The 25,631-nt window shown below is 66.0% G+C and carries 14 protein-coding genes; 11 read left to right on the top strand and 3 right to left on the bottom strand.

Annotated features, from left to right (window positions below; translation table 11 throughout):
• Nucleotides 1–117: 117 nt before the first annotated feature.
• Together LL972_RS00415 and LL972_RS00410 are read left to right on the top strand one after the other, a co-directional pair.
• Entirely contained in the window at nucleotides 118–2,529 is a 2,412-nt protein-coding gene (locus tag LL972_RS00415; RefSeq protein WP_228325937.1) for a TonB-dependent receptor domain-containing protein, read from the top strand.
• Nucleotides 2,530–2,753: 224 nt separating this feature from the next.
• The gene (locus LL972_RS00410) at nucleotides 2,754–4,904 is read left to right on the top strand and encodes a phosphocholine-specific phospholipase C (protein ID WP_228325936.1); all 2,151 of its coding nucleotides are present in this window, start codon (nucleotides 2,754–2,756) and stop codon (nucleotides 4,902–4,904) included.
• A gap of 6 nt (nucleotides 4,905–4,910) precedes the next feature.
• Here the strand turns inward: LL972_RS00410 and bla are convergent, their stop codons facing one another.
• Nucleotides 4,911–5,861 (bottom strand): class A beta-lactamase, encoded by a 951-nt coding sequence (bla, locus tag LL972_RS00405; RefSeq protein WP_228325935.1) that lies wholly within the window; start codon nucleotides 5,859–5,861, stop codon nucleotides 4,911–4,913.
• Between the two features lie 100 nt (nucleotides 5,862–5,961).
• Between bla and ampR the strand changes: the two genes are divergently transcribed.
• Together ampR and LL972_RS00395 are read left to right on the top strand one after the other, a co-directional pair.
• Nucleotides 5,962–6,831 carry a LysR family transcriptional regulator AmpR gene (gene ampR / locus LL972_RS00400; protein WP_228325934.1) on the top strand — a complete coding sequence of 290 codons (870 nt, stop codon included), beginning with the start codon at nucleotides 5,962–5,964 and terminating at the stop codon, nucleotides 6,829–6,831.
• 175 nt (nucleotides 6,832–7,006) lie between these two features.
• Complete coding sequence (locus LL972_RS00395; RefSeq protein ID WP_228325933.1) at nucleotides 7,007–8,284, top strand: lytic murein transglycosylase; 1,278 nt, start codon at nucleotides 7,007–7,009, stop codon at nucleotides 8,282–8,284.
• A 178-nt stretch (nucleotides 8,285–8,462) separates the two neighbouring features.
• On the opposite strand, the gene LL972_RS00390 is transcribed toward LL972_RS00395, so the two are convergent.
• A complete protein-coding gene (locus LL972_RS00390; protein ID WP_228325932.1) occupies nucleotides 8,463–10,382 on the bottom strand; it encodes an ABC-F family ATP-binding cassette domain-containing protein in 1,920 nt (639 codons plus the stop codon).
• Between the two features lie 177 nt (nucleotides 10,383–10,559).
• Between LL972_RS00390 and LL972_RS00385 the strand changes: the two genes are divergently transcribed.
• The 4 genes from LL972_RS00385 (at nucleotide 10,560) to LL972_RS00370 (ending at nucleotide 18,981) form a co-directional block, all read left to right on the top strand.
• Entirely contained in the window at nucleotides 10,560–12,944 is a 2,385-nt protein-coding gene (locus LL972_RS00385; RefSeq protein ID WP_228325931.1) for a TonB-dependent receptor plug domain-containing protein, read from the top strand.
• Between the two features lie 234 nt (nucleotides 12,945–13,178).
• Nucleotides 13,179–13,604, top strand: coding sequence for a VOC family protein (locus tag LL972_RS00380; RefSeq protein ID WP_228325930.1), 426 nt, complete (start codon nucleotides 13,179–13,181; stop codon nucleotides 13,602–13,604).
• A 274-nt stretch (nucleotides 13,605–13,878) separates the two neighbouring features.
• Nucleotides 13,879–16,266: a TonB-dependent receptor plug domain-containing protein gene (locus tag LL972_RS00375; protein ID WP_228325929.1), complete on the top strand. Its 2,388-nt coding sequence runs from the start codon at nucleotides 13,879–13,881 to the stop codon at nucleotides 16,264–16,266.
• 315 nt (nucleotides 16,267–16,581) lie between these two features.
• A complete protein-coding gene (locus LL972_RS00370; protein ID WP_228325928.1) occupies nucleotides 16,582–18,981 on the top strand; it encodes a TonB-dependent receptor plug domain-containing protein in 2,400 nt (799 codons plus the stop codon).
• 199 nt (nucleotides 18,982–19,180) lie between these two features.
• Here LL972_RS00370 and LL972_RS00365 read toward each other — a convergent pair whose 3' ends face one another.
• Nucleotides 19,181–20,374 carry a cytochrome P450 gene (locus LL972_RS00365; RefSeq protein WP_228325927.1) on the bottom strand — a complete coding sequence of 398 codons (1,194 nt, stop codon included), beginning with the start codon at nucleotides 20,372–20,374 and terminating at the stop codon, nucleotides 19,181–19,183.
• A gap of 446 nt (nucleotides 20,375–20,820) precedes the next feature.
• Between LL972_RS00365 and ybaL the strand changes: the two genes are divergently transcribed.
• The 3 genes from ybaL to LL972_RS00350 all read left to right on the top strand — a co-directional run bounded on the left by ybaL (nucleotide 20,821) and on the right by LL972_RS00350 (nucleotide 25,628).
• On the top strand, nucleotides 20,821–22,518 hold the full coding sequence (gene ybaL, locus LL972_RS00360) for a YbaL family putative K(+) efflux transporter (protein ID WP_228325926.1): 1,698 nt from the start codon (nucleotides 20,821–20,823) through the stop codon (nucleotides 22,516–22,518).
• Nucleotides 22,519–22,733: 215 nt separating this feature from the next.
• Nucleotides 22,734–23,495, top strand: a complete 762-nt coding sequence (locus LL972_RS00355) for an HpcH/HpaI aldolase family protein (RefSeq protein WP_228325925.1) — start codon at nucleotides 22,734–22,736, stop codon at nucleotides 23,493–23,495.
• Entirely contained in the window at nucleotides 23,496–25,628 is a 2,133-nt protein-coding gene (locus LL972_RS00350) for a TonB-dependent receptor family protein (protein WP_228325924.1), read from the top strand.
• Nucleotides 25,629–25,631: the final 3 nt, after the last annotated feature.

Below are 25,631 nucleotides of genomic sequence, written 5' to 3'. Positions count from 1 at the left end.
CCTTGCGGAAGGGCTTCGTAGAACCATCCAGTGATCCCGACCACACCTTTTGCGCGGTCATCATCACGCAATGCAAGCGCGGCAGTCTTTGCAGACCTCCCCGCTTGTTGGATTGCAATGGATTCGACGTCCTCCTCGCGCGTGCGCCATCCGGCCACGCTCGTGTTGTTACTGGTTCCGCTCACCCTGCCCGCTTACGCACAGCAAGCCCCCGATGGCGCAGCGTCTGGCCCGTCCGCGGCCGAACCGGGCAGCGCTGGCGAGCAGGTATCCACGCTGGATCAGGTGCAGGTGGTCGGCCAGGCGATGACGTACTCCAAGACCAATGTCAGCAAGGAAATGCTGGACCGCCAGTTCGTGCTGGGCAGCGTCAACGATGCGCTCAACGAACTGCCCGGCGTGGTGGTGACCGAAGCCGATGCCTTCGGCTCGTCGGATTGGGGCACGCAGATCAGCATGCGCGGCTTCGTCAGCAATCGCGATACCCAGCAGATCGGCACCACCATCGATGGTGTGCCCAACGGCGGCTCGGCGTATGGCGGCGGCTCCAAGGCCAACCGTTTCATCGACATGCCGGATCTGGAAACGGTGGAAGTCAGCCAGGGCACCGCCGATATCGCCTCGCGCTCCAACGAAGCACTGGGCGGCACCTTGAACTATCTCACCGGCGACCCGCTGGAAGAGCAGCGCGTGCGCGTGATCGGTGGCATCGGCGACAACCAGGCACGCAAGTATTACGCGCGCTACGACACCGGCGTGCTCGGCGGCACTACGCGCGCCTGGGTCAGCGGCTCGTCGGCACGCAACGACGACTGGATCGACGGCAGCGGCCATACCAGCCGCGATCACCTGGCTGGCAAGTTCGTCAGCGTGTTGGACAAGTGGACGCTCAGCGGCTATGCGTCCTACGACGATGCCGACGAATCCGAATACACCAGCGTGACGCCCGAGCAGTTCGCGCGCGACCCCGAGCACGACCTGCTGACCGGCACGCTCACCGGCATTCCGTACCTGGACCAGAACTATCGCTCCGGCTCGCGCGCGCTGCGCAAGAACACCTTCGGCTATCTGCGCGGCGCCTTCGATGGCGGCAATGGCTTCAAGACCACGCTGACCGGCTACGCGCACCGCATGCAGGGCCGTGGCGACTGGATTCCGCCGTATCTGGTGGATGTCACCAACGACGGCGCCGGCGCCGCGGAATCCGAAGCGCGTGGCGGCAACACCGTGTATGCCGGCAGCGACCTGGGCAAGCTGTATTACCTCACGCCCGGCGGTGCAGCCGCGACCATGCTGGCCGGCTGCGCCGGCAGCGATGCGGTGCCGGCCGAATCCAACCCGGCCTGCTATCCGGCCGGCTCGGTGCCGGTGCAGTCGTATCGGCACAGCCACTACGACAACCACCGCGCCGGCGCGATGGCCGATGTGGAGTGGCGCGCCGATCTCGGCGCCATCGACAACACCGTGCGCGCCGGTGCGTGGCTGGAACGTTACGACCGTAGCGTCACCCGCGACTGGCATCGCCTGCTCAACGTCGGCACCAACATCGGCTTCGATCATCAGCCGTACTGGGTGCAGTTCAAGGACGACTACCAGACCGACGAGCAGATGTATTACGTCGAGGACGTGATGCGCTACGGCGCCTTCGCCTGGCGTGTGGGCGTCAAGCAGTTCTTCGTCGACCAGACCCGCGACCGCCGCATCGGCGATGCGCAGCATGTGGAATCGGATTCGCATTCGGACCCGCTGCTGTCGGCCGGCCTGACCTGGACCACCCCGGTGCAGGGCCTGGAAGCCTTTGCCGGGTATTCGCAGAACTTCGCCGCGATTCCCTCCGGCGTGCTGGGCGAAACCGACCCGGTCGCGCTGAGCAGGGTGCAACCGGAAACCGCCGACAACGTCGAACTCGGCCTGCGCCTGAGCCGCTGGCCGTTGACCGGCAGCGTGACGCTGTACGACATCCGCTTCGACAACCGCATCGTCTATGTGCCGGCCAACTTCGTCACCGGCATCGACTACCTGGGCGAAACCGATGGCGTGTACGAGAACTTCGGCGGCGTGCATGCGCGCGGCGTGGAAGCAGCGCTCGGCTATGGCTGGGACAACGGCTGGCGCATCAACGGTGCCTATACCTACAACAAGGCCGATTACCTGGGCAGCGGCGACGCCGCACGCGACACCGCGCTGGAGATCACCCCCGGCGCGCAGGTGATCGGCCAACCACGTAACACCTTGGTGATGTCGGCGGACTGGCGCGGCCAGGCGTGGCGCTTCGGCGTGTCCGGGCGCTACCTGGGCAAGCGCTACCTGGATGCCTCCAACCGTGCCGCACTCGATGGCGTGACCACCTTCGATGCCAACCTTGGGGTGGAACTGTCGCAGCTGTCGTCGCAGCTCAAGGGCCTGCAGCTGGCGCTCAACGTCAGCAACCTCACCGACAAGCGCTATCTGGAAGGCGTGGACGGCAGCGATAGCGCGTTCATCGGCGCGCCGCGCACGGTCGGGCTGACCTTGACGCTGGATCTCTAGCGTAGACGGCGCACCGCCGGCCGACAGGGGCTAGGATTTCCAGTGGGGGCGGATCGGGGAAAAGGCCCCCCCCCCGATCCGCTCCCTGCATTGTCTCCTGCGCACCTGCAAAGGGACGGCATTGGCGGTTGTGCACGCACGCACCAGAACACACGCGCTGACACATTGGGTACGCTCGGCCCGCTCCAGCGCCGACAGGGTAGGCGCGCCAACCAGGTGACACGATGATCGACCTTCCCCGCCGCCGCGTTCTGCAGAGCGGGCTTGCCGGTGCCGCCGCCGCGCTGTTGCCACCCAGCATCGCGCGAGCTGCGGCCATCGCGCCGGATCGCCGCACCGGCACGCTTGAGGATCTGCAGCATGTGGTGATCCTGATGCAGGAAAACCGCGCCTTCGATCATTACTTCGGCGCCCTGCCCGGCGTGCGCGGGTTCGGCGATCGTTTCCCCATTCCCGCGCCGCCGCTGCCGGGCGCGCCCGCGCGCGCGGTGTGGCTGCAACCCAGCGAAGACGGCCGCCAATGGCTGACGCCGTTTGCGCTGGATACGGCAGCGCAATTCGGCTTCATGCGCGTGCAAGGCACGCCCCATAGCTGGGTGGATGCGCAACGCGCCTGGGATCACGGCCGGCTCGGGCACTGGGCCGCGGCCAAGCACAACCACGCGCTGGGCTATTACCGGCGCGCGGATATTCCGTTCCAGTACGCGCTTGCCGACGCCTTCACCATCTGCGATGCGTACCACGCCTCGATCCAGACCGGCACCAATTCCAATCGCGTGTTCCTATGGAGCGGCGGCAACGACCCGCAGGCGCGCGCCGGCGGGCCAGTGATCGGCAACTCGCACGACAATTTCCCGGAGCTTGGCGGTTTTGCCGAGCCATACCGTTGGACGACCTACGTCGAGCAGCTTCAACGCGCCGGCGTGTCCTGGCAGATCTATCAGGACATGCGCGACAACTTCACCGACAACCCGCTGGCCGGCTTTGCGCCATTCCGGCAGGCCTTCAGTGCTGCGCCCGGGCACGATGCGCAGCTGCACGCACGTGGCGTCAGCACACGCGGTGTGGAGCAATTACGCGCCGATGTGCTGGGCGGACGCCTGCCATCGGTGAGTTTCGTCATCGCCGATGCGGCCGGCAGCGAGCATCCGGATCCGTCCAGTCCTGCGCAGGGCGCGGCCTATACCGCGCGCGTGCTGGATGCGCTGACCGCCGATCCGCAGGTGTGGAGCCGCACCGCGCTGTTGTTGATGTTCGACGAGAACGACGGCTTTTTCGATCACATGCCGCCGCCGGCGCCACCGTCGCCGGACCCTCGCGCGGCCGGCGGCTTTGCGGGCGCATCCAGTATCGCCACCGACGACGACTACCATCGCCACCCGGCACCGGGCGAACAGAAGGTGGATCTGCCCGAGCTGCGCGGCCGTCCCTATGGCCTGGGCCCGCGCGTGCCGCTGTACGTGATCTCGCCGTGGAGCCGCGGCGGCTGGGTGGATTCGCAGGTGTACGACCACACCTCGGTGTTGCGCCTGCTGGAACGCCGCTTCGGCGTGCCCGCGCCGGAGATCACACCGTGGCGGCGCGCGGTGTGTGGTGACCTCACCGGTGCATTCGATTTCCGCAATGCCGATGCGCGCCCCTTCGTCGCGGCGTTGCCCGATGTCAGCGCCACCGCAGCGCGCGCGGCAGCCCTGCGCGAACACGCACTGCCGCCGTTGCCGGCCACGTTGCAATCGCCGCAGCAGCCGTTCGGGACACGCCGTTCGCGGGCGCTGCCGTATCGCCCCAGCGTGGAACTGGCTTATCTGCCTGAACGTGGCGAGGTGAAGCTGCGCATGTGCAACGCGGGTGCTGCGGTGGTCCTGCACGTCTACAACCGCTTCGATCTTGCGGCGATTCCGCGCCGTTATACCGTAGGCAGCGGCGCAGCAGTGGACGCCACGTGGACCACCGACGATGGCCGTTACGACCTGTGGTTGATCGGCCCCAATGGCTTCCATCGTCACTATTGCGGAAATCTGGGCGCACCGTTATTGGTGGCCGAGATCACCCAGGATGCGAACGATCGCGCGGCCGTGTCCCTAGCGCTGCGCAATGCCGGCAGCACTGCGGTGCAGGTGGAGCTGCAGCCGGGCGCGTATGCCACCGCGCAACCGCACGAACGCCTGGGCATTGCACCCGGCGCCACCGAACGACGCCGTTGGCAGGCAGCAGCAACCGGCGGCTGGTACGACCTGTGGGTGACGCACGACGGCGCAGCGCAGCGGCTTGCCGGGCGCATCGAAACCGGCGCAGACAGCATCAGCGACCCGGCCATGGGTGGGCCGGCGCGGCTGCAGCAAGACGAGCCGCTGGTGATCGGCGCGCCGGGTTGAGAAAACTCAGCGCGGCGCAACCTCTGTCAGCGCGCGCCACTCGCGCTGGAACGCGTCGTCGGTGAACCCCGCGCCCGTCATCGCGACCGCGGCCGCAACAGCCTTGAGCGCTGCATCGCGCGCGGCAGCATCGACCGTTGCGCCATTGAGATAGGCGGTCAGCAGCAGCGGCGCCTGGCGTCCTGGCTGCCACAGGATGGCGATGTCGTTGCGGGTGTCGCTGCCGTTGCTGCCGGTCTTGTCGCCGATCTTCCAGCCGCGCGGCAGGCCGGCGCGCAGGCAGGTATCGCCGGTGCGGTTGTCGATCATCCAGTCGGTCAACTGCTTGCGCGAGGCCGGCTGCAGCGCGTTGCCCAGCAGCAGGGTGCGCAAGGTGGCGGCCATTGCCGCCGGGGTGGTGGTGTCGCGCGGGTCGCCCAGGGCGAACCGGTTCATCTCCGGCTCGTGGCGGTCGCTGCGGGTGTGCGCATCGCCGATGCCGCGCAGGAAGGCGGTCAGTCCGGCCGGCTCGCCCACCAGCGGAAACAGCAGATTGGCGGCCGGGTTGTCGCTATGGATCATCGTGGCCCGACACAGCTCGGCCACGCTCAGCGACCCGCCGACATGGCGCTCGGTGACCGGGGCATGCTCGAGCATGTCGGAGGAGCGGATCTTGACCTGTTGCGCCAGCGTCAGCTTGCCCTGGTCTACCCGCTGCAATACTGCCGCAGCCAATACAAATTTGAAGGTGCTGCACATCGGAAAACGTTCGTCCTCGCGCTGGCCGATGCGCCTGCCAGTGGCGCTGTCGAGCAGGCAGATGCCCAGGCGGCCGCCGCTACTGCGCTCGATCCCGGCCCATGCCTCTCGCAACTCAACCGCTGCAGACGCCACCAGACTGACGGCCCGCAGGGGCCTGGACGCCGCAAGCAGCACACTCGCGCCGGTTGCGCACAGGAATTGTCGACGCTTCAACATGGACCAGCCTCCCGATCAGAGCCTGCAGTATCGGCCCGGGGCGGCCGCCGGAGTATCGCGATGTTTCGATCCCCGGCATGAATTAAACTAATCTCTGCGCATGCCACGCCCTCGCCTCCCGCTCAACGCCTTGCGCGCCTTCGAGGCCGCCGCACGCCACCAGAACCTGACCCGTGCGGCGAGCGAGCTGTGCGTCAGCCAGGCCGCCCTCAGCCACCAGATCAAGGCGCTGGAGCAGCAGCTGGGCAGCAGCCTGTTCCACCGCCTGCCGCGCGGCGTGGCGCTTACCGACGAAGGCGCGGCACTGGCGCCGGTGCTCGGCGAGGCCTTCGACCGCATCGCAGCCACCCTGGAGCGCTTTGCCGATGGGCGCTATCGCGAGGTGCTCAGCGTCGGCGTGGTCGGCACCTTCGCCACTGGCTGGCTGCTGCCGCGCGTGGATGCCTTTCATGCGGCGCATCCGGAGATCGAGCTGCGCCTGTCGACTCACAACAACCGCGTCGACCTGGCCGGCGAAGGCCTGGATCTGGCGATCCGCTTTGGCGATGGCGACTGGCAGGGGCAGATTGCCGAGGCGTTGATGGAGGCGCCGTTCGCGCCGGTGTGTGCGCCCAGCATGGCGCGCGGCCTGCGCACGCCGGCCGATCTGGCCCAGCTGCCGTTATTGCGCTCGTACCGCCTGGACGAATGGCCGCAGTGGTTTCGTGCCGCGGGCGTGGCCGAAGTCGCCGCACGCGGGGCGATGTTCGATTCCTCGTTGACCCTGGCAAGTGCCGCGGCGGCCGGTGCCGGCGTGGCGTTGTTGCCATTGCCGATGTTTCGCCAGGACCTGGATGCCGGGCGCCTGGTGTGCCCGTTTCCGATCCAGATCAACGCTGGACGTTATTGGCTGACGCGGCTGCGCTCGCGGACGGCCGGCGCCGCCGCGCTCAGCTTTCACCGCTGGCTAGCGCAAACCATTTCCGCATGATCGGTCCAGCGGCACCTGTTCCCTCTGGACCCGCGCCGAAGGCGGCACGCCGACATACTCGTTGTTGCCCGCCTGTTTTAGAGATGAAAGAAGTGATGAAAACGAATAGCTGCAATAGTTTTATTGCCAAAAAGTGATGGCTACATTGGGCTCCCATCCCGCATCGGGCGGACCCATGATCACGCCTTCGCATCTTCTTCGTTTCTCGCTCTGTATCGGCGCAGGTGTTGCTGCCGCCAACGCGACAGCGCAAGCCACTGCCCCTGGAACAACCTCGCCTCCCGCGACGAACGCCGCTGCCCAACAAGATGCCGCACCCTCGCCCAGCTTCGAACAATGGCTGGTCGACTTCCGCCAGCGTGCGCTTGCTGCCGGCATTGAAACAACCACGCTGGACACTGCATTCGCTGGCGTCACACCCGATCCATCGGTGCAGGCACTAGATCAGCAGCAGCCCGAATTCACCCGCTATCCCTGGGATTATCTCGACGACCGTGTCACCCCGTCCGCCATCCAGCAAGGACAGCAACTGCTGGTCAGCCAGCGCGCCCTCTTTCAAAAGTTGCAGCAGCAATACGGTGTGGATCCGGGCATCCTGACGGCCATCTGGAGCATGGAAAGCGAGTACGGCAAACAGATCGGCGACCGCTACGTGATCCGTTCGCTGGCGACGCTGGCGCATGAGGGTCGGCGCACCCGCTATGGCAATACGCAACTGCTTGCGGCGTTGCAGATCCTGCAGACGGAAAAAGGCGTCGACCGATCGCAGTTTGTAGGCTCGTGGGCCGGCGCCATGGGACAGACGCAATTCATTCCGAGCACTTATCGCGACTACGCCGTCGACGACGATGGGGACCACAAACGGGATGTGTGGAATTCCAGTGCGGATGCCTTGGGCTCTGCCGCGAATTATCTCAAGCAGAGCAACTGGAGCAGCGCTGTTCCCTGGGGCCAGGAAGTGCATCTGTCAGGCGGCTTCGACTACGCGCAGGCCGACATGACGATCAGGAAAACCGTTGCCGAATGGCAGCGCCAGGGTGTGGTGTGTGGCAGCAAGCCGATTGCGCCCGCACTGGCCCAGGAACAGGCATCGGTGCTTTTGCCCACCGGGTATCGCGGCCCGGCTTTCCTGGTGTTCAACAATTTCCGCAGCATTCTGCGTTACAACAATTCCACCGCCTATGCGCTGGCGGTCGGTCTGCTGGCCGATGGCTATGCGGGCGGAGCCGGGGTCGAGCAGCCCTGGCCCAAAGACGATCCGCCGCTCAATAGCGTGGCAGATATCACCGAGCTGCAGCAGCGGCTGACCGACAAAGGCTTCGACGTGGGCGGCGTCGACGGTGCACTGGGGGCGCGAACTCGCCAGGGAATCCGTGCCTTCCAGCGCAGCCAGCAGTTGCCGCAAGACGGTTATGCCAGCACGTCGTTACTGGCACGACTGCGGGCAGGCTGATCGCACGACGTGACCGTCGCAGGGATCGGCAACGCCGGTGCCGCATAGGCCGCGATGGTCTTGCCACATCGGGCGGTGCGACGCACGCGCGCCTTGATGAGGCATGCGCGGCGCGATACCGGCGCAGTGACGTTCTTCCGGCTGGGTGTGCCGCCACGGCGCAGCCAGAAGCGCGCTGTCAGTCCGCCCCGTCCAGCAGTTCCATCCACGCCGCCTCGGCCGCCGCCAACTGCTGCGCGGTGGCCTCACGGTCGCGGCCCAGCACCGCCATCTTCTCGCTGTCGGCATAGTTGCCCGGGTTGGCGAGCTCGCGGTCCAGCGCCGCCAACGCCGCTTCCAGTTCGCCGACGCGCTTTTCGGCGCTGGCCAGCTTGTGTGGGTTGACGGCCTTCTTCGGCGGCAGCGGCTTGGTCGGCGGTGGCGGTGTCGGCGCCACTTCGGCCATCTTCTGCTTGGTGCCCTGGGCGGCCGGACGGCTGCGCAGCCAGGCGGCGTATTCGTCCAGGTCGCCATCGAACGGCTCGACCACGCCATCGGCCACGCGCCAGAAACTGTCGCAGACCAGGCCGATCAGATGGCGGTCATGCGAGACCATCACGATCGCCCCCTCGAAGTCGCTCAGCGCTTCGGCCAGTGCCTCGCGCATTTCCAGGTCCAGATGGTTGGTCGGTTCGTCGAGCAGCAGCACGTTCGGCTGCTGCCAGGCGATCAGCGCCAGCGCCAGACGCGCGCGCTCGCCGCCGGAGAACCCATCCACCACTTCGAAGGCGCGGTCGCCGGCGAAGTTCCATTTGCCCAGGAAATCACGGAACGCCTGGTTGGCGCCATCCGGCGACAGCTCGCGGAAGTGATCCATCGGCGACTGGCCCTCGTGCAGCGATTCGACCGTGTGCTGGGCGAAGTAGCCAATCCGCAGGTCCGGATGCGCACTGCGCTCGCCAGACAGCGGCGCAAGCTCGCCCACCAACGTCTTCACCAGCGTTGACTTACCCGCACCATTCGGCCCCAGCAACCCGATCCGGTCACCCGCCTCCAGCCCAAACCCGACATCGTGAAGCACGGTAATCGCATCACTGGACCCGCGCTTTTGCGATTCCCCATTCCCGATTCCCGACTCCCGCGGCGCAGCCGCATACCCGGCATCCAGATGATTCAAGCGGATCAACGAAAACGGCAACCGATTGGGTTGGGCGAACTGGATGCGGAATTCGCGCTCGGCACGGACCGCCTCGGTGCCGGCCATCTTGGCCAGGCGCTTCATGCGGCTCTGCGCCTGGGTGGCCTTGCTGGCCTGCGCCTTGAAGCGGTCGATAAAGCTCTGCAGATGCGCGCGCTCGGCCTGTTCCTTGGCGTGGGCGATCTGCTGCTGGCGCAGGTGCTCGATGCGCTGGCGCTCGAAATCGGTGTAGCCGCCGACATACAGCTTGGCGGTGCCGCCGTGCAGATGCAGCGTATGCGTGGCCACGTTGTCGAGAAACTCGCGGTCATGCGAAATCAGCAGCAGAGTGCCGGGATACTTGAGCAGCCATTGCTCCAGCCACAGCACCGCATCCATGTCCAGGTGGTTGGTCGGTTCGTCCAGCAGCAGCAGGTCGCTGGGCATCATCAGCGCGCGCGCCAGGTTCAGGCGCACGCGCCAGCCGCCGGAGAACGAGGACACCGCGCGGTGATGGGTGTCGGCCGGGAAGCCCAGGCCGTGCAGCAGCTTGCCGGCACGCGCCTCGGCGTCGTAGGCGCCCAGCTCGGCCATCTTCTGGTGCGCATTGGCCACCGCTTCCCAGTCCTCGCGCGCAGTGGCCGCGGCCTCTTCCTGCAGGATCGCGGAGACCTCGATGTCGCCACCGAGCACGAACGACAGCGCCGGATCCGGCAGCGACGGGGTTTCCTGCGAGACGCTGGCGGTGCGCACCTTGCCGGGCAGGTCGACATCGCCCTTGTCCGCCTCCAGCTCGCCCTTGACCGCGGCGAACAGGCTCGACTTGCCGGTGCCATTACGGCCCACCACACCGACGCGGTAGCCGGCATGCATGGTCAGGTCGACGTTGGACAACAGCAGACGCTCGCCGCGTCGCATGGAGAAGTTGCGCAGGGAAATCATTGATGGACAGTCCGATAGAACGAAAAGGAATGAGCAGATGAGCAGCACTCCTGCGACGCCATTCTAGCGTTAACGAATAATTAGCGCCTTCGGGCTGGCCGCCGTTCCCTTCGCGTCGCCGCGACCAGACCCCGCCCAGCCTTGCTGGTCCTGCCTGGACCCCCGTTCGGAGTTGTCATGAATTACCCGCTGTCCTCGCTCGCAACCGCCGTGGTTGCGGCGCTGCTCGCCTCCCCCGCCTTTGCCCAGAGCGCCACGCCGGCCAGCGCGCCCGCCAATACGCTGGACACCGTCATCGTCACCGGTACCCGCGTGTCCGACCGGACCGTGGCCGAGTCGCAGTCGCCGATCGACATCATCAGCGCCGAGTCGCTGCAGGCCACCGGCACCTCGGAGCTGGCCACCGCGCTGGCCCGCGCGCTGCCGTCGCTGAACTTCCCGCGCCCGGCCCTGAGCGATGGCACCAGCGCGATCCGCCCCGCACAGCTGCGCGGCCTGTCGCCGGACCAGGTGCTGGTGCTGGTCAACGGCAAGCGCCGCCACACCTCCTCGCTGCTCAACCTCAACGGCACCATCGGCCGCGGCGCGGCGGCGGTGGATCTGAACACCATTCCGGTGGCGGCGATCGCGCGCGTGGAAGTGCTGCGCGACGGCGCCTCGGCGCAATACGGCTCCGATGCCATTGCCGGTGTGGTCAACATCGTGCTCAAGGGCGCGGAGAAGGGCGGCAGCCTGCAGGCCGGCTTCGGCCAGTACTCGGCCGGCGACGGCAGCAACTACGAGCTGTCCGGCGACACCGGCGTGGCGTACGGCAACGAGCGCGGCTGGCTGCATGTGGCCGCCCAGCTCAACCAGCAGGACCCCACCGACCGTGCGCGCGCTTACGCCGGTGCACCCAGCGCATCGCAGCCGGCGGTGGGCCAGAAGGCGTTCAAGATCGGCGACCCGGACGTCAACGCGCAGGCGGTGTCGGCCAACACCGAGTTCGCCTTCAGCGACAGCATCACCGGCTACGCCTTCGCCACCGCCAGCAACCGCGACATCACCTCGTTTGCGTTCTTCCGCGCGCCGGGCAGCAGCCAGAACATCCTGTCGGTGTATCCGCAGGGCTTCCTGCCGGAAATCCAGACCTACGCCAAGGACCGCTCGCTGGTGGCCGGCGTGCGCGGGTCCACGGCCAGCGGCTGGGACTGGGATGCCAGCTACAACTATGGCTACAACAAGATCGATTTCCACACTCGCAACACGCTCAACGTGAGCCTGGGGCCGACCTCGCCGACCTCCTTTTATGATGGCGCGCTGGAGACCACGCAGAACATCGTCAACCTGGACGTCAAGCGCGGCTTCGACTGGGGCCTGGCGTATCCGGTGACGGTGGCCTTCGGTGCCGAATACCGCAACGAGAAGTGGAACCAGTCGCCGGGCGAAGTGGGCTCGTATTTCCAGGCCGGCACGCTGGCCGGTGGCGCGCAGGGTTTCGGCGGATTTGCGCCGAGTGTGTCCGGGCAGTATTCGCGTGACAGCTACGCGCTGTATGCGGATCTGGAAGCCGATTTCACCGACAAGTTCTCCGCCGGCCTGGCCGGCCGCTACGAAGACTTCAACGATTTCGGCAGCCAGGCCTCGGGCAAGTTGTCCGGCCGCTATGCGTTCACCGACAAGATCGCGCTGCGCGGCACGGTGGCGTCGGGCTTCCGCGCGCCGTCGCTGGCGCAGCAGTATTTCCAGTCCACCAGCACCACCTTCCTTGCCGGCAATCCGAACCCGTTCGAGATCCGCACCTTCCCCGCCGACAGCACCGTCGCGCGTGCGCTGGGGTCTGAGCCGTTGGATGCCGAGACCTCGCTGTCCTACAGCCTGGGCCTGGTGTTGCAGCCGACCGATGCGCTCTACCTCACCGTGGATGCGTACCAGATCGACGTGGACGACCGCATCGTGCTGTCGTCCAACCTCACCGGCACTGGTGTGCGTAATCTGCTTGAAGCGCAGGGCATCTTCGGCATCAACGGTGGGCGCTACTTCACCAACGCGGTGGATACGCGCACGCGCGGTGTGGACGTGGTCGGCAGCTACCGCTGGCAGCTGGCCGCCAGCAGCGTGGACCTGACCGCCGGCTACAACTATTCGGAGACCGAGGTGCGCAGCGTCGCCGCCAATCCGGCCGCGCTGTCGGCCAACGGACTGAGCCTGGAGCGCATCGACCGCACCGAACGCGGCCGCATCGAAGAAGGCTTCCCGCGCGACAAGTTCCTGGTCAACGGCAGCTGGAACCTGGAGCACTGGACACTGGCACTGGGTGCCACGCGCTATGGCAAGTACAGCACGCGTCCGGCCGCGGCGATCAACGACCAGACCTTCGGCGCCAAGTGGGTGGTGGATGCCTCGGCCAGCTACAAGATCGATCGCTGGACGCTGACTCTGGGTGCGGACAACCTGCTGGACGAATACCCGGACGAGAACAACTTCGCCAACTCCACCAGCGGGCAATTCCCGTACAGCAACCTGTCGCCGTTCGGCTTCAACGGAGCCTACGTGTACGGCCGCATCAACTATCGCTGGTAACACGGTGATCCAAGCTGCTGCGGTGTTGCCACGCATTTATTGCTGACGCACGCCGCACGATTGCATCCTGACGCCGGACCACACGCCCCGGCTTGCCGGGGCGTGTGCGTTTTTGCCCGTTGTGCTTGCGGCGTTTTGATGCAGCCATCCAGACGCAGGCATCGATGCGCCGTGAAGAGCCGCCAGCGGCCGCGGTGGTATCAACAGCGCTTCCACCCTGCCGGAGCACCCAACATGGACGCAGCGCAGCTCTCACGCGGCCGTCTGATCGATCACCTGCATCTGGTCATCCACGACCTGGCGGCAAGCCGACGTTTCTACCAGGCCGTACTTGATGTGCTGGGCATTCCAATCGGTGGCGAAGGCGAGGGATTCTTCTGGGCCGACGAGCTGTTTGTGTCCGATCGCCACACGGTGGCGCAAGGCGTACTTACCGGCCGCCACCATCTGGCCTTCCAGGCACACGATGTCGCCATGGTGCATGCGTTCCATCAGGCCGCCCTCGCTCACGGCGGTCGCGACAACGGCGCGCCGGGCGTGCGCCCGTATCACCCGAGTTATTACGCAGCGTTTGCCCTGGATCCAGATGGCAACAACATCGAAGCGGTGTTCCATGGTCCTGCGCAACGCAGTGCCGATGCGGTGCAGATCACGTTCTGATGCAGAAGTTTCATATCTGGTATCGATGTCCATGATGGTGCAAGCAAGCCGCTGATACCGCAGGTCTGGTGCAAACAACGCATCACTTTGGTGCACGATGACAACGATGGCAGTAGCACGCCATGCATGACAATTACAGACGCAACGTAACCAAAATTTGACATGTGGTTACACGTGGTTAATGGTTGGGAACGCACCGCAGCTGCCGCAACGGACGCGGCCCGGGAAGGGGGCCCCTGCGATGCATCCGTTCCCCACTCGGAGTTGTCACCGCATGAATTGCAAGACCAGTCCACTCGCAGTTGCCGTTGTTCTTGCACTGTCGTTTTCCGCTTCAGGCGCATCCGCGCAGTCACAAGCTCCCACCCAGAAAACCCTCGATACCTTGATCGTGACCGGCACGCGCGTGGCCGATCGCACCGTGGCCGAATCGGCATCGCCGATCGACGTCATCTCGCCACAGGCACTGGAATCGACCGGCACCACCGAGCTGGCTACCGCGCTGTCACGCGCGATCCCCTCGTTGAATTTCCCCCGCCCGGCCATTTCCGACGGCTCGGACGCGGTGCGCCCGGCGCAGTTGCGCGGCCTGTCGCCCGATCAGGTGCTGGTGCTGGTCAACGGCAAGCGCTACCACAGCACTGCGTTGATCAATCTCAACGACACCCAGGGGCGCGGCTCCTCGCCGGCCGACCTCAACACCATTCCGATCGCCGCAGTGGAGCGCATCGAGGTGCTGCGCGACGGTGCCTCGGCGCAGTACGGCTCTGACGCCATCGCCGGCGTGATCAATATCGTGCTCAAGGGCAGCGGTGAAGGCGGCAGCGTCAATGGCCGTTACGGCAAATACAGCGCCGGCGACGGCGAGCAGTATCAATTGTCCGGCGATGCCGGTTTCAGCTTCGCCGGCACCGGCAAGGTGCACCTGGCCGCGCAGGCCGGGCACTCGGACCAGACCAACCGCGCACTGCCGTTCGCCGGCCGCGTGGAGCAGCGTTACGGCGACCCGGACATTGACCAGGGCGCCATCTCGTTCAATGGCGAATACAGCCCCACCGATTACCTGACCTTCTACTCGTTCGGCATGGTCAGCCGCCGCGAGGTGCTGTCCAACGGCTACTTCCGCTTTGCCGGCGACAACCGCAACCGCCCGGAAATCTATCCGGACGGCTTCCTGCCGCAGATCTACAACGTCAGCAAGGACGTGTCCTGGGTGGGCGGTTTGAAGACCTCCACCGAAGGCGGCCTGAACATCGATCTGAGCTACAACTACGGCCAGAACAATCTCACCTTCGATGTGCGCAACAGCTTGAACAACAGCCTGGGCCTGGCCAGCCCGACCGACTTCCATGCCGGCACGCTGGAAGTGACCCAGAACGTGCTCAATGCCGACTTCACCAAGACGCTCGACTGGGGCCTGGCGTACCCGGTCACGCTGGCCTTCGGTGCGGAATGGCGCGGTGAGAAGTTCAACCAGTCGCCCGGCGATGCGGCGTCCTCGGCCAATGGCGGCATTCCCTCTGCGGCAGGCACACTGATTCCGGGCGCACAGGTGTTTCCCGGCTTCAAACTCTCCGACGCCGGCTACTACAACCGCAACAGCCATTCGGCGTACGTCGACCTGGAAGCGGATCTGACCGAAAAGCTTTCGGCCGGTCTGGCCGGACGCTACGAGAAGTACAGCGATTTCGGCGATACCGCCACCGGTAAGCTGTCGTTGCGTTACGCGTTTACCGACAAGGTGGCCGTCCGCGCCACCGCCTCCACCGGTTTCCGTGCGCCGTCGTTGCAGCAGCAGAACTTCCAGTCGATCGCCACCCAGTTCCTCAACGTGGCCCAGCCCAATGGCACGGTCACTGCGATCCCGTTCGAGATCGGCACCTTCCGTACCGACAACCCGGCCGCGATCGCACTCGGTGCCGAGCCGTTGAAGGCCGAGGAATCCAAGAACTACGGACTTGGCGTGGTGCTGCAGCCGATCGAAAACCTGTACATCACGGTCGATGCCTACCGCATCGATATCGATGACCGCATCGTGCTGTCGGAAAACCTCACCTCCAATGCGGCGCGCAATTATCTGCAGGCCAATGGCTTCCCGGGCATCGGTGGCGGGCGCTACTTCACCAACGCGGTGGACACCAAGACCCAGGGCGTGGATGCGGTCGGCACCTATCGCTGGAATCTGGACGGCGGCAGCGCGGAGCTGACCTCCGGCTACAACTACAACAAGACCGAAGTGGAACGGGTCGCTGACAACCCGGCAGCGCTGGAAGCGATCGATCCGGGCGCGGTGCGCATCGGCCGCGCCGAACTCGGTCGCATCACCGAAGGCACGCCGCGCGACAAGTTCTTCCTGGGCGGCACCTGGTCGCCGGGCAACTGGTCGTTCACCGGCACCGCCACCCGCTGGGGCGAGTTCAGCACCTTCGGCACCAACGCCGGCAGCGACCAGACCTATGCGGCCAAGTGGACGCTGGACCTGGCCGCGTCCTACAAGTTGAACGACTGGAACTTCACCATCGGCGGCGACAACGTGCTCAACGAATATCCCGACCGTCAGGAAGCCGGCCTGGGCACGCGCACCTACCTGCCCTACAGCAGCGCCTCGCCGTTCGGTTTCAACGGTGCGCTGGTGTACGCCAACGTGAGCTACAAGTGGTAAATCGCCGCGTGCCGGTCGGCAGCGACCGGCATGTCGATCGCCTCGTCCCGCCTCGCTGAGACGAGGCAGCACGCCCGCAGCATCGCTCGCCCTTTCCGATTGTCGCGAAAGGGCGAGTTCCCCCCCCTTCTTTCGCAAGGATGCGCCACGCAGCACACGCTGCGTCGCAGTCTGCTGTCTTGCTGTGCACGTCGCCTTGCCAGCGCACACGCGCTGCGCGCAGGCGACACGGGTCACGCAGTCCGCCGTCGTCTTCCCCCGGCAATGCGCGCAGCGCATCGCTGCGTCCACCATCCCCTTTGAGTCTCCATTCCCATGCACACCTCCAACGCACTCTCGCTTGCGATCTCGGTCGCACTCACCGTCTGTACGTTCGCTGCCAGTGCGCAATCGCAGCCTGCCCAGCCGCAGAAGACCCTGGACACCCTGATCGTTACCGGTACCCGCGTCAGCGACCGCACGGTGGCCGAATCCGAATCGCCGATCGACATCATCACCGAGCAGTCGCTGCAGGCCACCGGCGCAACCGACATCGCCACCGCGCTGGGCAAGCTGCTGCCGTCGCTGAACTTCCCGCGCCCGGCGATCTCCGACGGCAACGATGCAGCGCGCCCGGCCACGCTGCGCGGCCTGTCGCCGGATGCGGTGCTGGTGCTGGTCGACGGAAAGCGCTATCACACCTCCTCGCTGATCAACTACAACCCCTACGTCGGCCGCGGTTCGGCGCCGGCCGATCTGAACTCGCTGCCGATGTCGGCCATCGCGCGCATCGAAGTGCTGCGTGATGGCGCCTCGGCGCAATACGGCTCCGATGCGATCGCCGGCGTGGTCAACATCGTGCTCAAACATGGCGCCGATACCGGCAGCAACAGCGTGTCGATCAATGGCGGCATCATGGACAAGGGCGATGGCGAGCAGAACGGCATCGACGGTTCGGTCGGCCTGCCGTTCGGCGGCAGCGGCGGCGATACGGCACCGGGCTGGGTGCGGCTGTCCTGGAACTACCAGAACACCATGAGCACCAATCGTGGCGAAAACACCAACCGCGCCACCACCGTGCCGGGCACGCCCAATCCGGGCGGTGTGCCCTACCAGCGCCACGGCGACCCGGCCTCCAAGTTCTACCAGGGGCTGGCCGCCTTCGGCTATGAGTTCTCGCCGAACCTGGAGCTGTACGGCCACCTCAGCATGAGCCGGCGCGAGGTCACCTCCAACGGCTATTACCGCGCCGCCGACAACACCGCGCGCAATGTGCAGGCGATCTACCCGAACGGCTTCCTGCCGCAGATCTACAACCCCACCAACGACCGCTCGGCGGTGCTGGGCCTGAAGGGCAGCACCGAGAGCGAATGGAACTGGGACGTGTCGGCCACCTACGGCAAGAACGACATGAACTTCAATATCCTCAACAGCATCAACACCAACCTGTACTACACCACCGGCAGCTCGCCGACCAACTTCAATTCCGGCGGCTTCGAAACCGAACAGGGCACGATCAACCTGGACGTCAACAAGTCCTTCGACTGGGGCCTGGCGTATCCGGTGAATGTGGCCTTCGGTGCCGAGCATCGCCAGGACCGCTACCAGATCACCGCCGGCTCGCCGGAGTCGTACTTCTTCGACCCCAATACCATCAATCCCGACGACGGCGCGCCGTATCCGGGCGGCGCACAGGTGTTCTCCGGCCTGGAGCCGACGGTGGCCGGCAAGTTCGGACGCCACAGCAATGCGGTCTACGCCAACCTGGAAGCGGACATCACCGACAAGCTGTCCGGCGGCATCGCCGGGCGTTACGAAAACTACAGCGATGCCGGCTCCACGCGTTCGGGCAAGCTGTCGGCGCGCTACGCCTTCAGCGACACCTTCTCGCTGCGCGGCACCATCTCCAACGGCTTCCGCGCACCGTCGCTGGCCCAGCAGAACTACGCCTCGGTGGTGACGCTGATCCAGAACGGCGAGCTGGTGCAGGTCGGTACCTACCGCACCTCCGACCCGGTCGCGGTGGCGCTGGGCGCCGGCCCGCTGAGCCCGGAGAAATCCACCAACTACGGCCTGGGCGGCGTGTGGCAGCCGACCGCCAACTTCACCTCCAGCCTGGACGTCTATCAGATCCGCATCTGGGACCAGATCCTGTATTCGGACCAGCTGCAGCTGGCGCAGCCGATCGGCCAGGTGGCCGCGGTGCAGTTCTTCGTCAACGGCGCCACCAGCCGCACCCGTGGCGTGGACTGGATCAACAGCTATCTCGCCGACCTGGGCAGCTACGGCAAGCTCAATCTCAGCGCCAGCGCCAACTACAACAAGACCACGATCCTGGAACTGTCCAACCCCAACTTCGGGCGCGCCAGCCAGGGCCTGCTCACCGATGCCACCCCGCGCACCAAGTACATGGCGGCGGCGGACTGGACGCTGGGTGGCTTTGCGCTGAACTTCAACGCCACCCGCTACGGATCGATCAAGCGCATCAGCGACCCGGCCGATGGCAGCCAGGACCAGACCTACGACGCGCGCTGGCTGTTGAACCTGGCCGCCAGCCAGACCTGGAACGCGTTCACCTTTACCGTGGGCGCGGACAACCTCACCAACCAGTATCCCACCAAGGCGCAGCTGACCACCGCCTACGACGACCGCGCCGGCGGCCTGCAGTATTCGTCGCTGTCACCGTTCGGTTTCAACGGGCGTTATTGGTACGGCCGGGTTACCTACCGGTTCTGATCGGCGGTTTAGAGCGGACCTGCCGATCCGCGCATGCGTCAACGCAAACACCGCCGAGTGATCGGCGGTGTTTGTCGTTGTAGGCCTGGATTCGCGTGCCGCAGCCGTGCGTCATCGGCCGGGGTGATTGCCAGCGCAGTGATTGCCACAGTGAGGTGTCGTCCCGACCAGGCACCTCACTGCGCTGCCTGGCCGCAGCTCACCAGGAGGCGAGCAGCGCGTCGACACCACGCAGGTTGGCGCGATCGTTCCAGCTCAGCGCGTCGAGCTGCTCCAGCCGCAGCCCCGGCAAACGCGCAAGCAGGCAGGCCAGCGCGGCTTCCATTTCGATCAGGGCCAGCCGGTTGCCCAGGCAGTGATGGATGCCGCCACCGAAGGACAGCGCGCGGCCCTGCTGGCGGCGGATATCCAGCAGCTGCGGGTCGGTGAATTGCAGGCTGTCGTGATTGGCCGCGCCCAGCATCAGATACAGCATGGCGCCCTGCGGAACCGCCACGCCCTCGATCTCGAACTCCTGCAACGCGGTGCGTGTGGCGATCTGCACCGAGCTGTCGTAGCGCATGCATTCGAGCACCGCATTGGGCAGCAGGCTCGGCGTTTCCTGCAGCAGGCGCAATTGCTGCGGATGCCGATGCAGGGCCACCAGCGCATTGCAGATCATGTTGGAGGTGGTTTCGTGGCCGGCAAAGAACAGCAGGATCACATTGGAAACGATCTCCTCATCGCTCAAGCGGCGGCCGTTGTCTTCGGCCTGGATGAAGCGCGTGATCAGATCGTCGCCGCCATCGCTGCGACGTTGCGCGATCACGCCGTGGAAATACGTCGCCAGCTGGTCGTAGGCAACGCTGGTCGCCTGCAATTCTTCCGCCGTCATCATCGGATCGAAGACTTTTGCCAGGGCGCTGGTCGCGTGACTCAGCGCGGTGACATCGGCCGCATCGATGTCCAGCATCCGGCAGATGATGGCGATCGGCAGCGGGAACGCGAACTCGGTCAGCAGGTCGCAGTGGCCGTGTGCGTGGAAAGCGTCGACCAAGCCGGCGGCGGTATCGCTGGCTACCTCGCGCATGGACTCCATCTGCCGCGCACCGAAGGCCTGTGTCATCAGTCCGCGCAACTGGGTGTGCAGCGGCGGGTTGAGCAGCAGGAACATGCGGCTCATGCCCTGAAACAGCGGCAGGTGCACCGCCGCCTCGCCGTAACGTAGCCGAATGCTTTGCAGATAGTCGCGGCCGACCCGGCGATCGCTGAGCAGGCGATCGACCACGGCGTAGCGGCCGGACATCAGCCGCCCGTCCGCCACCTGCACCAACGCGCCTTCCTCGCGCAGGCGTGCGTAAGTCGGATAGGGATCGTGCCGGAACTGGGGTGTTGCCAAATCGCTGAGATGCATGGCCAGGCTCGTAGGGCGTCGCCCGCAACGGGGGCAATGAGGGCGTGGGCCTGCCGAAGAACGCAGGCACTCCACTGGGAGCCCGGATTGTCGGCCGGCGCCGCGCCGCGGCCTTGCGCAGGGGCGAAGCGGTGTCGTCAATGTTGAATCGGCGCGCCGGACTTGCGCCCTGCGTCGCAGCTCGCACGCGCACGTGCGGGCCACAGCGGTTTACGCGCAGCGTCTGACGCATGTATCGGCCTGCGCGCATGCGCTGCGTGTCGCATCGCGTTAATCAAGCGCTGTGTACTATGGGCGTCCGGCCAACCGGACCAGCAACGCGGTCCTGTTCCCCCCGCGCCGGACTCCAGCCATGACTACGCAATGCCCGCAGGCGATGCCCGGCGCAGTGCCGTTGGCTGGTCGCGCCCGCGACGCTCTCTCGGACACTCTCACAACGGATTGGAATGCATCACGACACCAGCCTCATCGACATCATCGCCGTCGGCCTCGCGGTCGCTTTCGTGCTGGGCACGCTCGCGCAGAAGGTGAAACTCTCGCCGCTGGTCGGCTATCTGCTGGCCGGCGTCTGCGTCGGGCCCTTTACACCGGGCTTCGTGGCCGACCAGACGATGGCCAACCAGCTGTCCGAGCTGGGTGTGATGCTGCTGATGTTCGGTGTGGGCCTGCACTTCTCGCTCGACGACCTGATGGAAGTGAAATGGATCGCGATTCCGGGCGCGTTGGCGCAGATCGTGGTCGCCACGCTGCTCGGCTGGGCACTGGCCTGGAGCATGGGCTGGCCGTTGATGCATGGGTTGGTGTTCGGTCTGGCGCTGTCGGTGGCCAGTACCGTGGTGCTGCTGCGCGCACTGGAAGAGCGCCGCCTGCTGGAAACCCAGCGCGGCCGCATCGCGGTGGGCTGGCTGATCGTCGAAGACCTGGTGATGGTGATCGCGCTGGTGATGTTGCCGGCGCTGGCCGAGGTACTGGGCACCGCCGCGCCGGCTGCGGCGCACGCGGGCGAGTCCACCTCGCTGCTGGCCGCGCTGGGCTTGACGCTGTTCAAGATGGTGGCATTCGTGGCGGTGATGCTGGTGGTCGGACGCCGGGTGATTCCGTGGTCGCTGGAAAAGGTCGCCGCCACCGGCTCGCGCGAGCTGTTCACCCTGGCCGTGCTCGGCATCGCGCTGGGCGTGGCGTTCCTGTCGGCCACGCTGTTCGGGGTGTCGTTCGCACTGGGCGCGTTCTTCGCCGGCATGTTGCTGAAGGAATCCGAGCTCAGCCACAAGGCCGCCAGCGATTCGCTGCCGTTGCGCGATGCATTCGCGGTGTTGTTCTTCGTGTCGGTCGGCATGCTGTTCGACCCGATGATCCTGGTCGAGCATCCGTGGCAGGTGCTGGCCACGTTCCTGACCGTGACCCTGGGCAAGTCGCTGGCCGCGTTCGTGATCGTGCGTGCGTTCGGCCACCCCACCGGCACCGCACTCACCATTTCCACCAGCCTGGCGCAGATCGGCGAGTTCTCCTTCATCCTGGCCGGGCTGGGCGTGCAGCTGGCGATCCTGCCGGAAACCGGGCGCGACCTGATCCTGGCCGGTGCGCTGCTGTCGATCATCGCCAACCCGTTCCTGTTCTCGTGGCTGGACCGTTGGCAGGCCAGGCAGGCGCAGGACGCCCCGGCCAAGGTGGAGCCGGAACTGCCGCCCGGCCCGCCGCTGCCGCTGGACGGCCATGCGATCGTGATCGGCTATGGCCGCGTGGGCAGTGCGCTGGCGCAATTACTGCGCAGCCGCGGCGTGCCGGTGCTGGTGATCGACGACAACGGCGACCACGTGGCCAAGGCGCATGCGGCCGGCATTCCCGGCATCCGCGGCAGTGCGGCGGCCGACCGCGTGCTGGCCGAAGCGCGACCGGAGCACGCCAAGATCGCGATTCTTGCGATCCCTCAGCCGCTGGAAGCCGGCGAGGCGCTGGCCAAACTGCGCGCAATCAACCCGTCGCTGACGCTGCTGGCACGCGCGCACAGCGACACCGAGGTCAAGCACCTGCTCGAACACGGTGCCGACGGCGCGGTGCTGGCCGAACGCGAGCTGGCCTATTCGCTGGCCGAGATGGTGATGTCCACCCCGCCGTATCGGGCATTGCGCGTACCGGCGTCGTAACCGCAAGGCGGGGTGACGCAGCGCTGCACCAAAGGAAAACCCGCCGGCGGCGCCTGCGGGTTTTTTGTTGCCCGCAGGTGGTTCAGTGCGGAACGGCTCGCAACCGTGCATTGATCGAACTGCGACCAGGGCACCGAAAACTGCCCACCAAATCCACTTGATAATCATTCCCATCCGGAGCAGGATGAGCGCCCGTTTCCTTGGCGGCCTCATCCATGACGTTTGCGGTTGGCGTTCTCAATGCAGTGCCAAGCGTGCAGTTGTGCGAACTGCTGGGCCGCATCGGCTACGGCTTTGTGGTGCTCGATCTGGAACATGTGCTGCGCGCGCCGGACGAACTGGAACACGCCATCCGCGCCTGCGAGCTATCCGGCTGCGAGGCCTGGGTGCGCGTACCGGAGGTGGACGAAAAACTGATCGGCCGCGTGCTGGATGCCGGCGCGCGCGGGATCGTCATTCCACGCGCCGAATCAGCCGCGCAACTGGCCGATGCCATCGCCGCGGCACGGTTCCCGCCACTGGGGCGGCGCGGCATCACCGGCGGGCGCGTCACCGGCTTCGGCAATGTCGACCTGCCCACGTATATCGCGCAGGCCAATCGCGATATCCGCATCGTGCCGATGATCGAAAGTGCGGCCGGCATTGCGGCAGTGCCCGAGCTGCTGGCGCTGCCCGGCGTGGCACTGGTGATGGAAGGCGCACTGGATCTTGCGCTGGATCTGGGCCTGGGCCCGCAACCGACCCATCCACAGGTGTGGGAGTTGCTGCTGCAACTGCATGCGCACTGCGTTGCGGCCAACGTGCCGTTCTGCCCCAATCCGCGCACCGACGCACAACGCGCGCACTGGCTGCAACAGCCGGACCTGCGCTGGCTGCTGGCCGGCGAAGACCGCGCGCTGATTCAACGCGCACTGCGCAGCCACCTGGCCGGCTTCGCCGCACCCACTCCACCACCCGCCTGCAGGAGCACGCCGTAGATGTCGACGTTCCGTTTCCACGCCCTGACCATCGCCATCGCTGCGGCCACCTGGACTCTGCCGCCGTTGGCGCTCGCCACCGAGTCGCCGGATGCGGCGGCCACCGATGCGCAGACGCCGATCCGTGCGCTGGACACGATCCAGGTGCAAGGCAGCCTGCTCGGGCGTTCCAGGCCCGACGACGTGCAGCGCTATGCCGGCAGCCGCCAGGTGATCGACCGCGAGCAACTGCGCAATGGCGGCAACCGCTCGCTGGACGATGCCCTGCAGCGCGTGCCGGGCATCAAGATCTTCGACGAGACCGGCACCGGCGCGTTGCCGCAGCTGATGCTGCGCGGCCTATACGAAAGCCGCAGCGGCCGCGTGCAGGTGCTGGAAGACGGCATTCCGCTGGCACTGGCGCCGTACGGGCAGACCAGCCTGTCGTTGTTTCCGGTGGGACTGAACCAGGTCGACCGCATCGATATCGTGCGCGGTGGCGCGGCCGTGCAGTACGGGCCGAACAACGTCGGCGGGGTGATCAATCTGGTCAGCAAGGAGATCCCCAGCGAGTGGAGTACCACGCTTGCGCACAAGGTCACCGCCGGCGGCCAGGGCCAGTTCCTGCAGGACAGCGCGCTCAGCAGCGGCGGCTACCTCACCGACAACCTCGGCCTGCAGGTCGATGCCAATCGCACTTACGGCGAGTACTGGCGCGCGCACAGCGATACCGACATCAGCAATCTGCGCGTGCGTGCGGAGTGGTGGCTGGACGACACCAAGTTGCTCAAGGCCAGCGTGCAGCGCTATCTGGTCGACATGGATCTGGCCGGCGCGCTCAGCCCCGACGATTACCGGCGCGACCCGCGCCAGTCCACCCGCCCCCTGGATAGCTTCAATGGGCGTACCACGCGCGCATCGCTGAGTTATGAGCAGCTGTTTGGAGACTGGGGGCCGCTGAAGGATGTTCGGTTGTCCTGGACCAACTTCAGCGCGCGCAGCAGCCGCAACTTCATCGTCGGCATGCGCCAGGCCGCCACCGAAACCTGGCGTTCGGACCTGCCGCCGCAACTGCGCCAGACCGCGCCGCGCGACTTCCGCGTGGTCGGCAGCGAGCCGCGGCTGAGCTGGAGCATGGGCGATGCCAGTGGCGTGCGTCAGCAGTGGACCGCCGGCGTGCGCGCGGTGCACGAGGACATCGACTTTTTGGTCGGCAATCTGCGCCTGCGCGATGGCCTGTTCACCAGCGTGCGTGACTGGCAGTTCGAAGACCGCGCCCTGGCCGCCTACGTCAGCAATGCCATCACCCTGCCCGACGAACGCCTGACCATCACCCCGGGCCTGCGCTACGAGCGGCTGGATTCGCGCTATTTCAATCGCGCCACCGGCCTGCGTACGCGCAACCAGACCCGCGATGTATTGCCGGGGTTGACGGTGGGTTTCCAGGCCAACGCGCAATGGTTCTTCTACGCGGACGGGCAGCGCTCGCTGCGTGCGCCGCAGGTCACCCAGATCATCTTCGGCAACAATCTGGATGCCGAACTGGCGTGGAACTACGAAGCCGGCACGCGCTACCAGCCCAACGACCGCACCCGCATCCAGCTCGGTGCGTATCTGATCGATTTCGATCAGCAGATCCAGCTGGACAACACCACGCGCGTGTTCCGCAACCTCGGCAAGACCCGCCATCAAGGCGGCGAGCTGGAACTGCAATGGAGCCCGGAGAATCTGCGTGCGCTCACGCTCAATGCAGGCTATGCGTATCTGGATGCGAGCCAGGAATCGGGCGCATTTCGCGGCTTTCGCGTGCCTTACACCTCACGCAATCAGATCACGCTGGGCGGCAACTACACGCTCGGTCGCACCACTGTTGCACTGTCGAGCTACTACTTCAGCAAGGCCTATAGCGATGCGGCGAACACCGTGCAGGAGAACGCGATCGCCTCGGTGGGTCAGTTGCCGGCCTACATGGTGTGGAACACGCAGGTAAGCCATACCCTGTTCGAACGCGATGGACAAAAATTCAGCGCGTCGCTGGCGATCAACAACCTGTTCGATCGGCAGTACTGGTTCCGTGGCGTGGATACCAGCCCGTGGGGCCGCCAGGCCGCACCGTCGCGCACCGTCACCGCCGGGCTGGAGTACACGTTCTAAGCC

The organism is Xanthomonas campestris pv. asclepiadis, from assembly GCF_020784175.1.
Lineage (GTDB): Bacteria > Pseudomonadota > Gammaproteobacteria > Xanthomonadales > Xanthomonadaceae > Xanthomonas > Xanthomonas campestris_D.
This window is presented reverse-complemented; position numbering and strand designations above follow the sequence as displayed.

Bases quoted from the DNA above. Each gene is read 5' to 3' on its own strand.
- LL972_RS00380 (WP_228325930.1), top strand. From the start codon at position 13,179: ATGGACGCAGCGCAGCTCTCACGCGGCCGTCTGATCGATCACCTGCAT.
- LL972_RS00355 (WP_228325925.1), top strand. From the start codon at position 22,734: ATGACGTTTGCGGTTGGCGTTCTCAATGCAGTGCCAAGCGTGCAGTTG.
- ampR (WP_228325934.1), top strand. From the start codon at position 5,962: ATGCCACGCCCTCGCCTCCCGCTCAACGCCTTGCGCGCCTTCGAGGCC.
- bla (WP_228325935.1), bottom strand. From the start codon at position 5,861: ATGTTGAAGCGTCGACAATTCCTGTGCGCAACCGGCGCGAGTGTGCTG.
- LL972_RS00385 (WP_228325931.1), top strand. From the start codon at position 10,560: ATGAATTACCCGCTGTCCTCGCTCGCAACCGCCGTGGTTGCGGCGCTG.
- LL972_RS00375 (WP_228325929.1), top strand. From the start codon at position 13,879: ATGAATTGCAAGACCAGTCCACTCGCAGTTGCCGTTGTTCTTGCACTG.
- LL972_RS00410 (WP_228325936.1), top strand. From the start codon at position 2,754: ATGATCGACCTTCCCCGCCGCCGCGTTCTGCAGAGCGGGCTTGCCGGT.
- LL972_RS00370 (WP_228325928.1), top strand. From the start codon at position 16,582: ATGCACACCTCCAACGCACTCTCGCTTGCGATCTCGGTCGCACTCACC.
- LL972_RS00350 (WP_228325924.1), top strand. From the start codon at position 23,496: ATGTCGACGTTCCGTTTCCACGCCCTGACCATCGCCATCGCTGCGGCC.
- ybaL (WP_228325926.1), top strand. From the start codon at position 20,821: ATGCATCACGACACCAGCCTCATCGACATCATCGCCGTCGGCCTCGCG.
- LL972_RS00365 (WP_228325927.1), bottom strand. From the start codon at position 20,374: ATGCATCTCAGCGATTTGGCAACACCCCAGTTCCGGCACGATCCCTAT.
- LL972_RS00415 (WP_228325937.1), top strand. From the start codon at position 118: ATGGATTCGACGTCCTCCTCGCGCGTGCGCCATCCGGCCACGCTCGTG.
- LL972_RS00390 (WP_228325932.1), bottom strand. From the start codon at position 10,382: ATGATTTCCCTGCGCAACTTCTCCATGCGACGCGGCGAGCGTCTGCTG.
- LL972_RS00395 (WP_228325933.1), top strand. From the start codon at position 7,007: ATGATCACGCCTTCGCATCTTCTTCGTTTCTCGCTCTGTATCGGCGCA.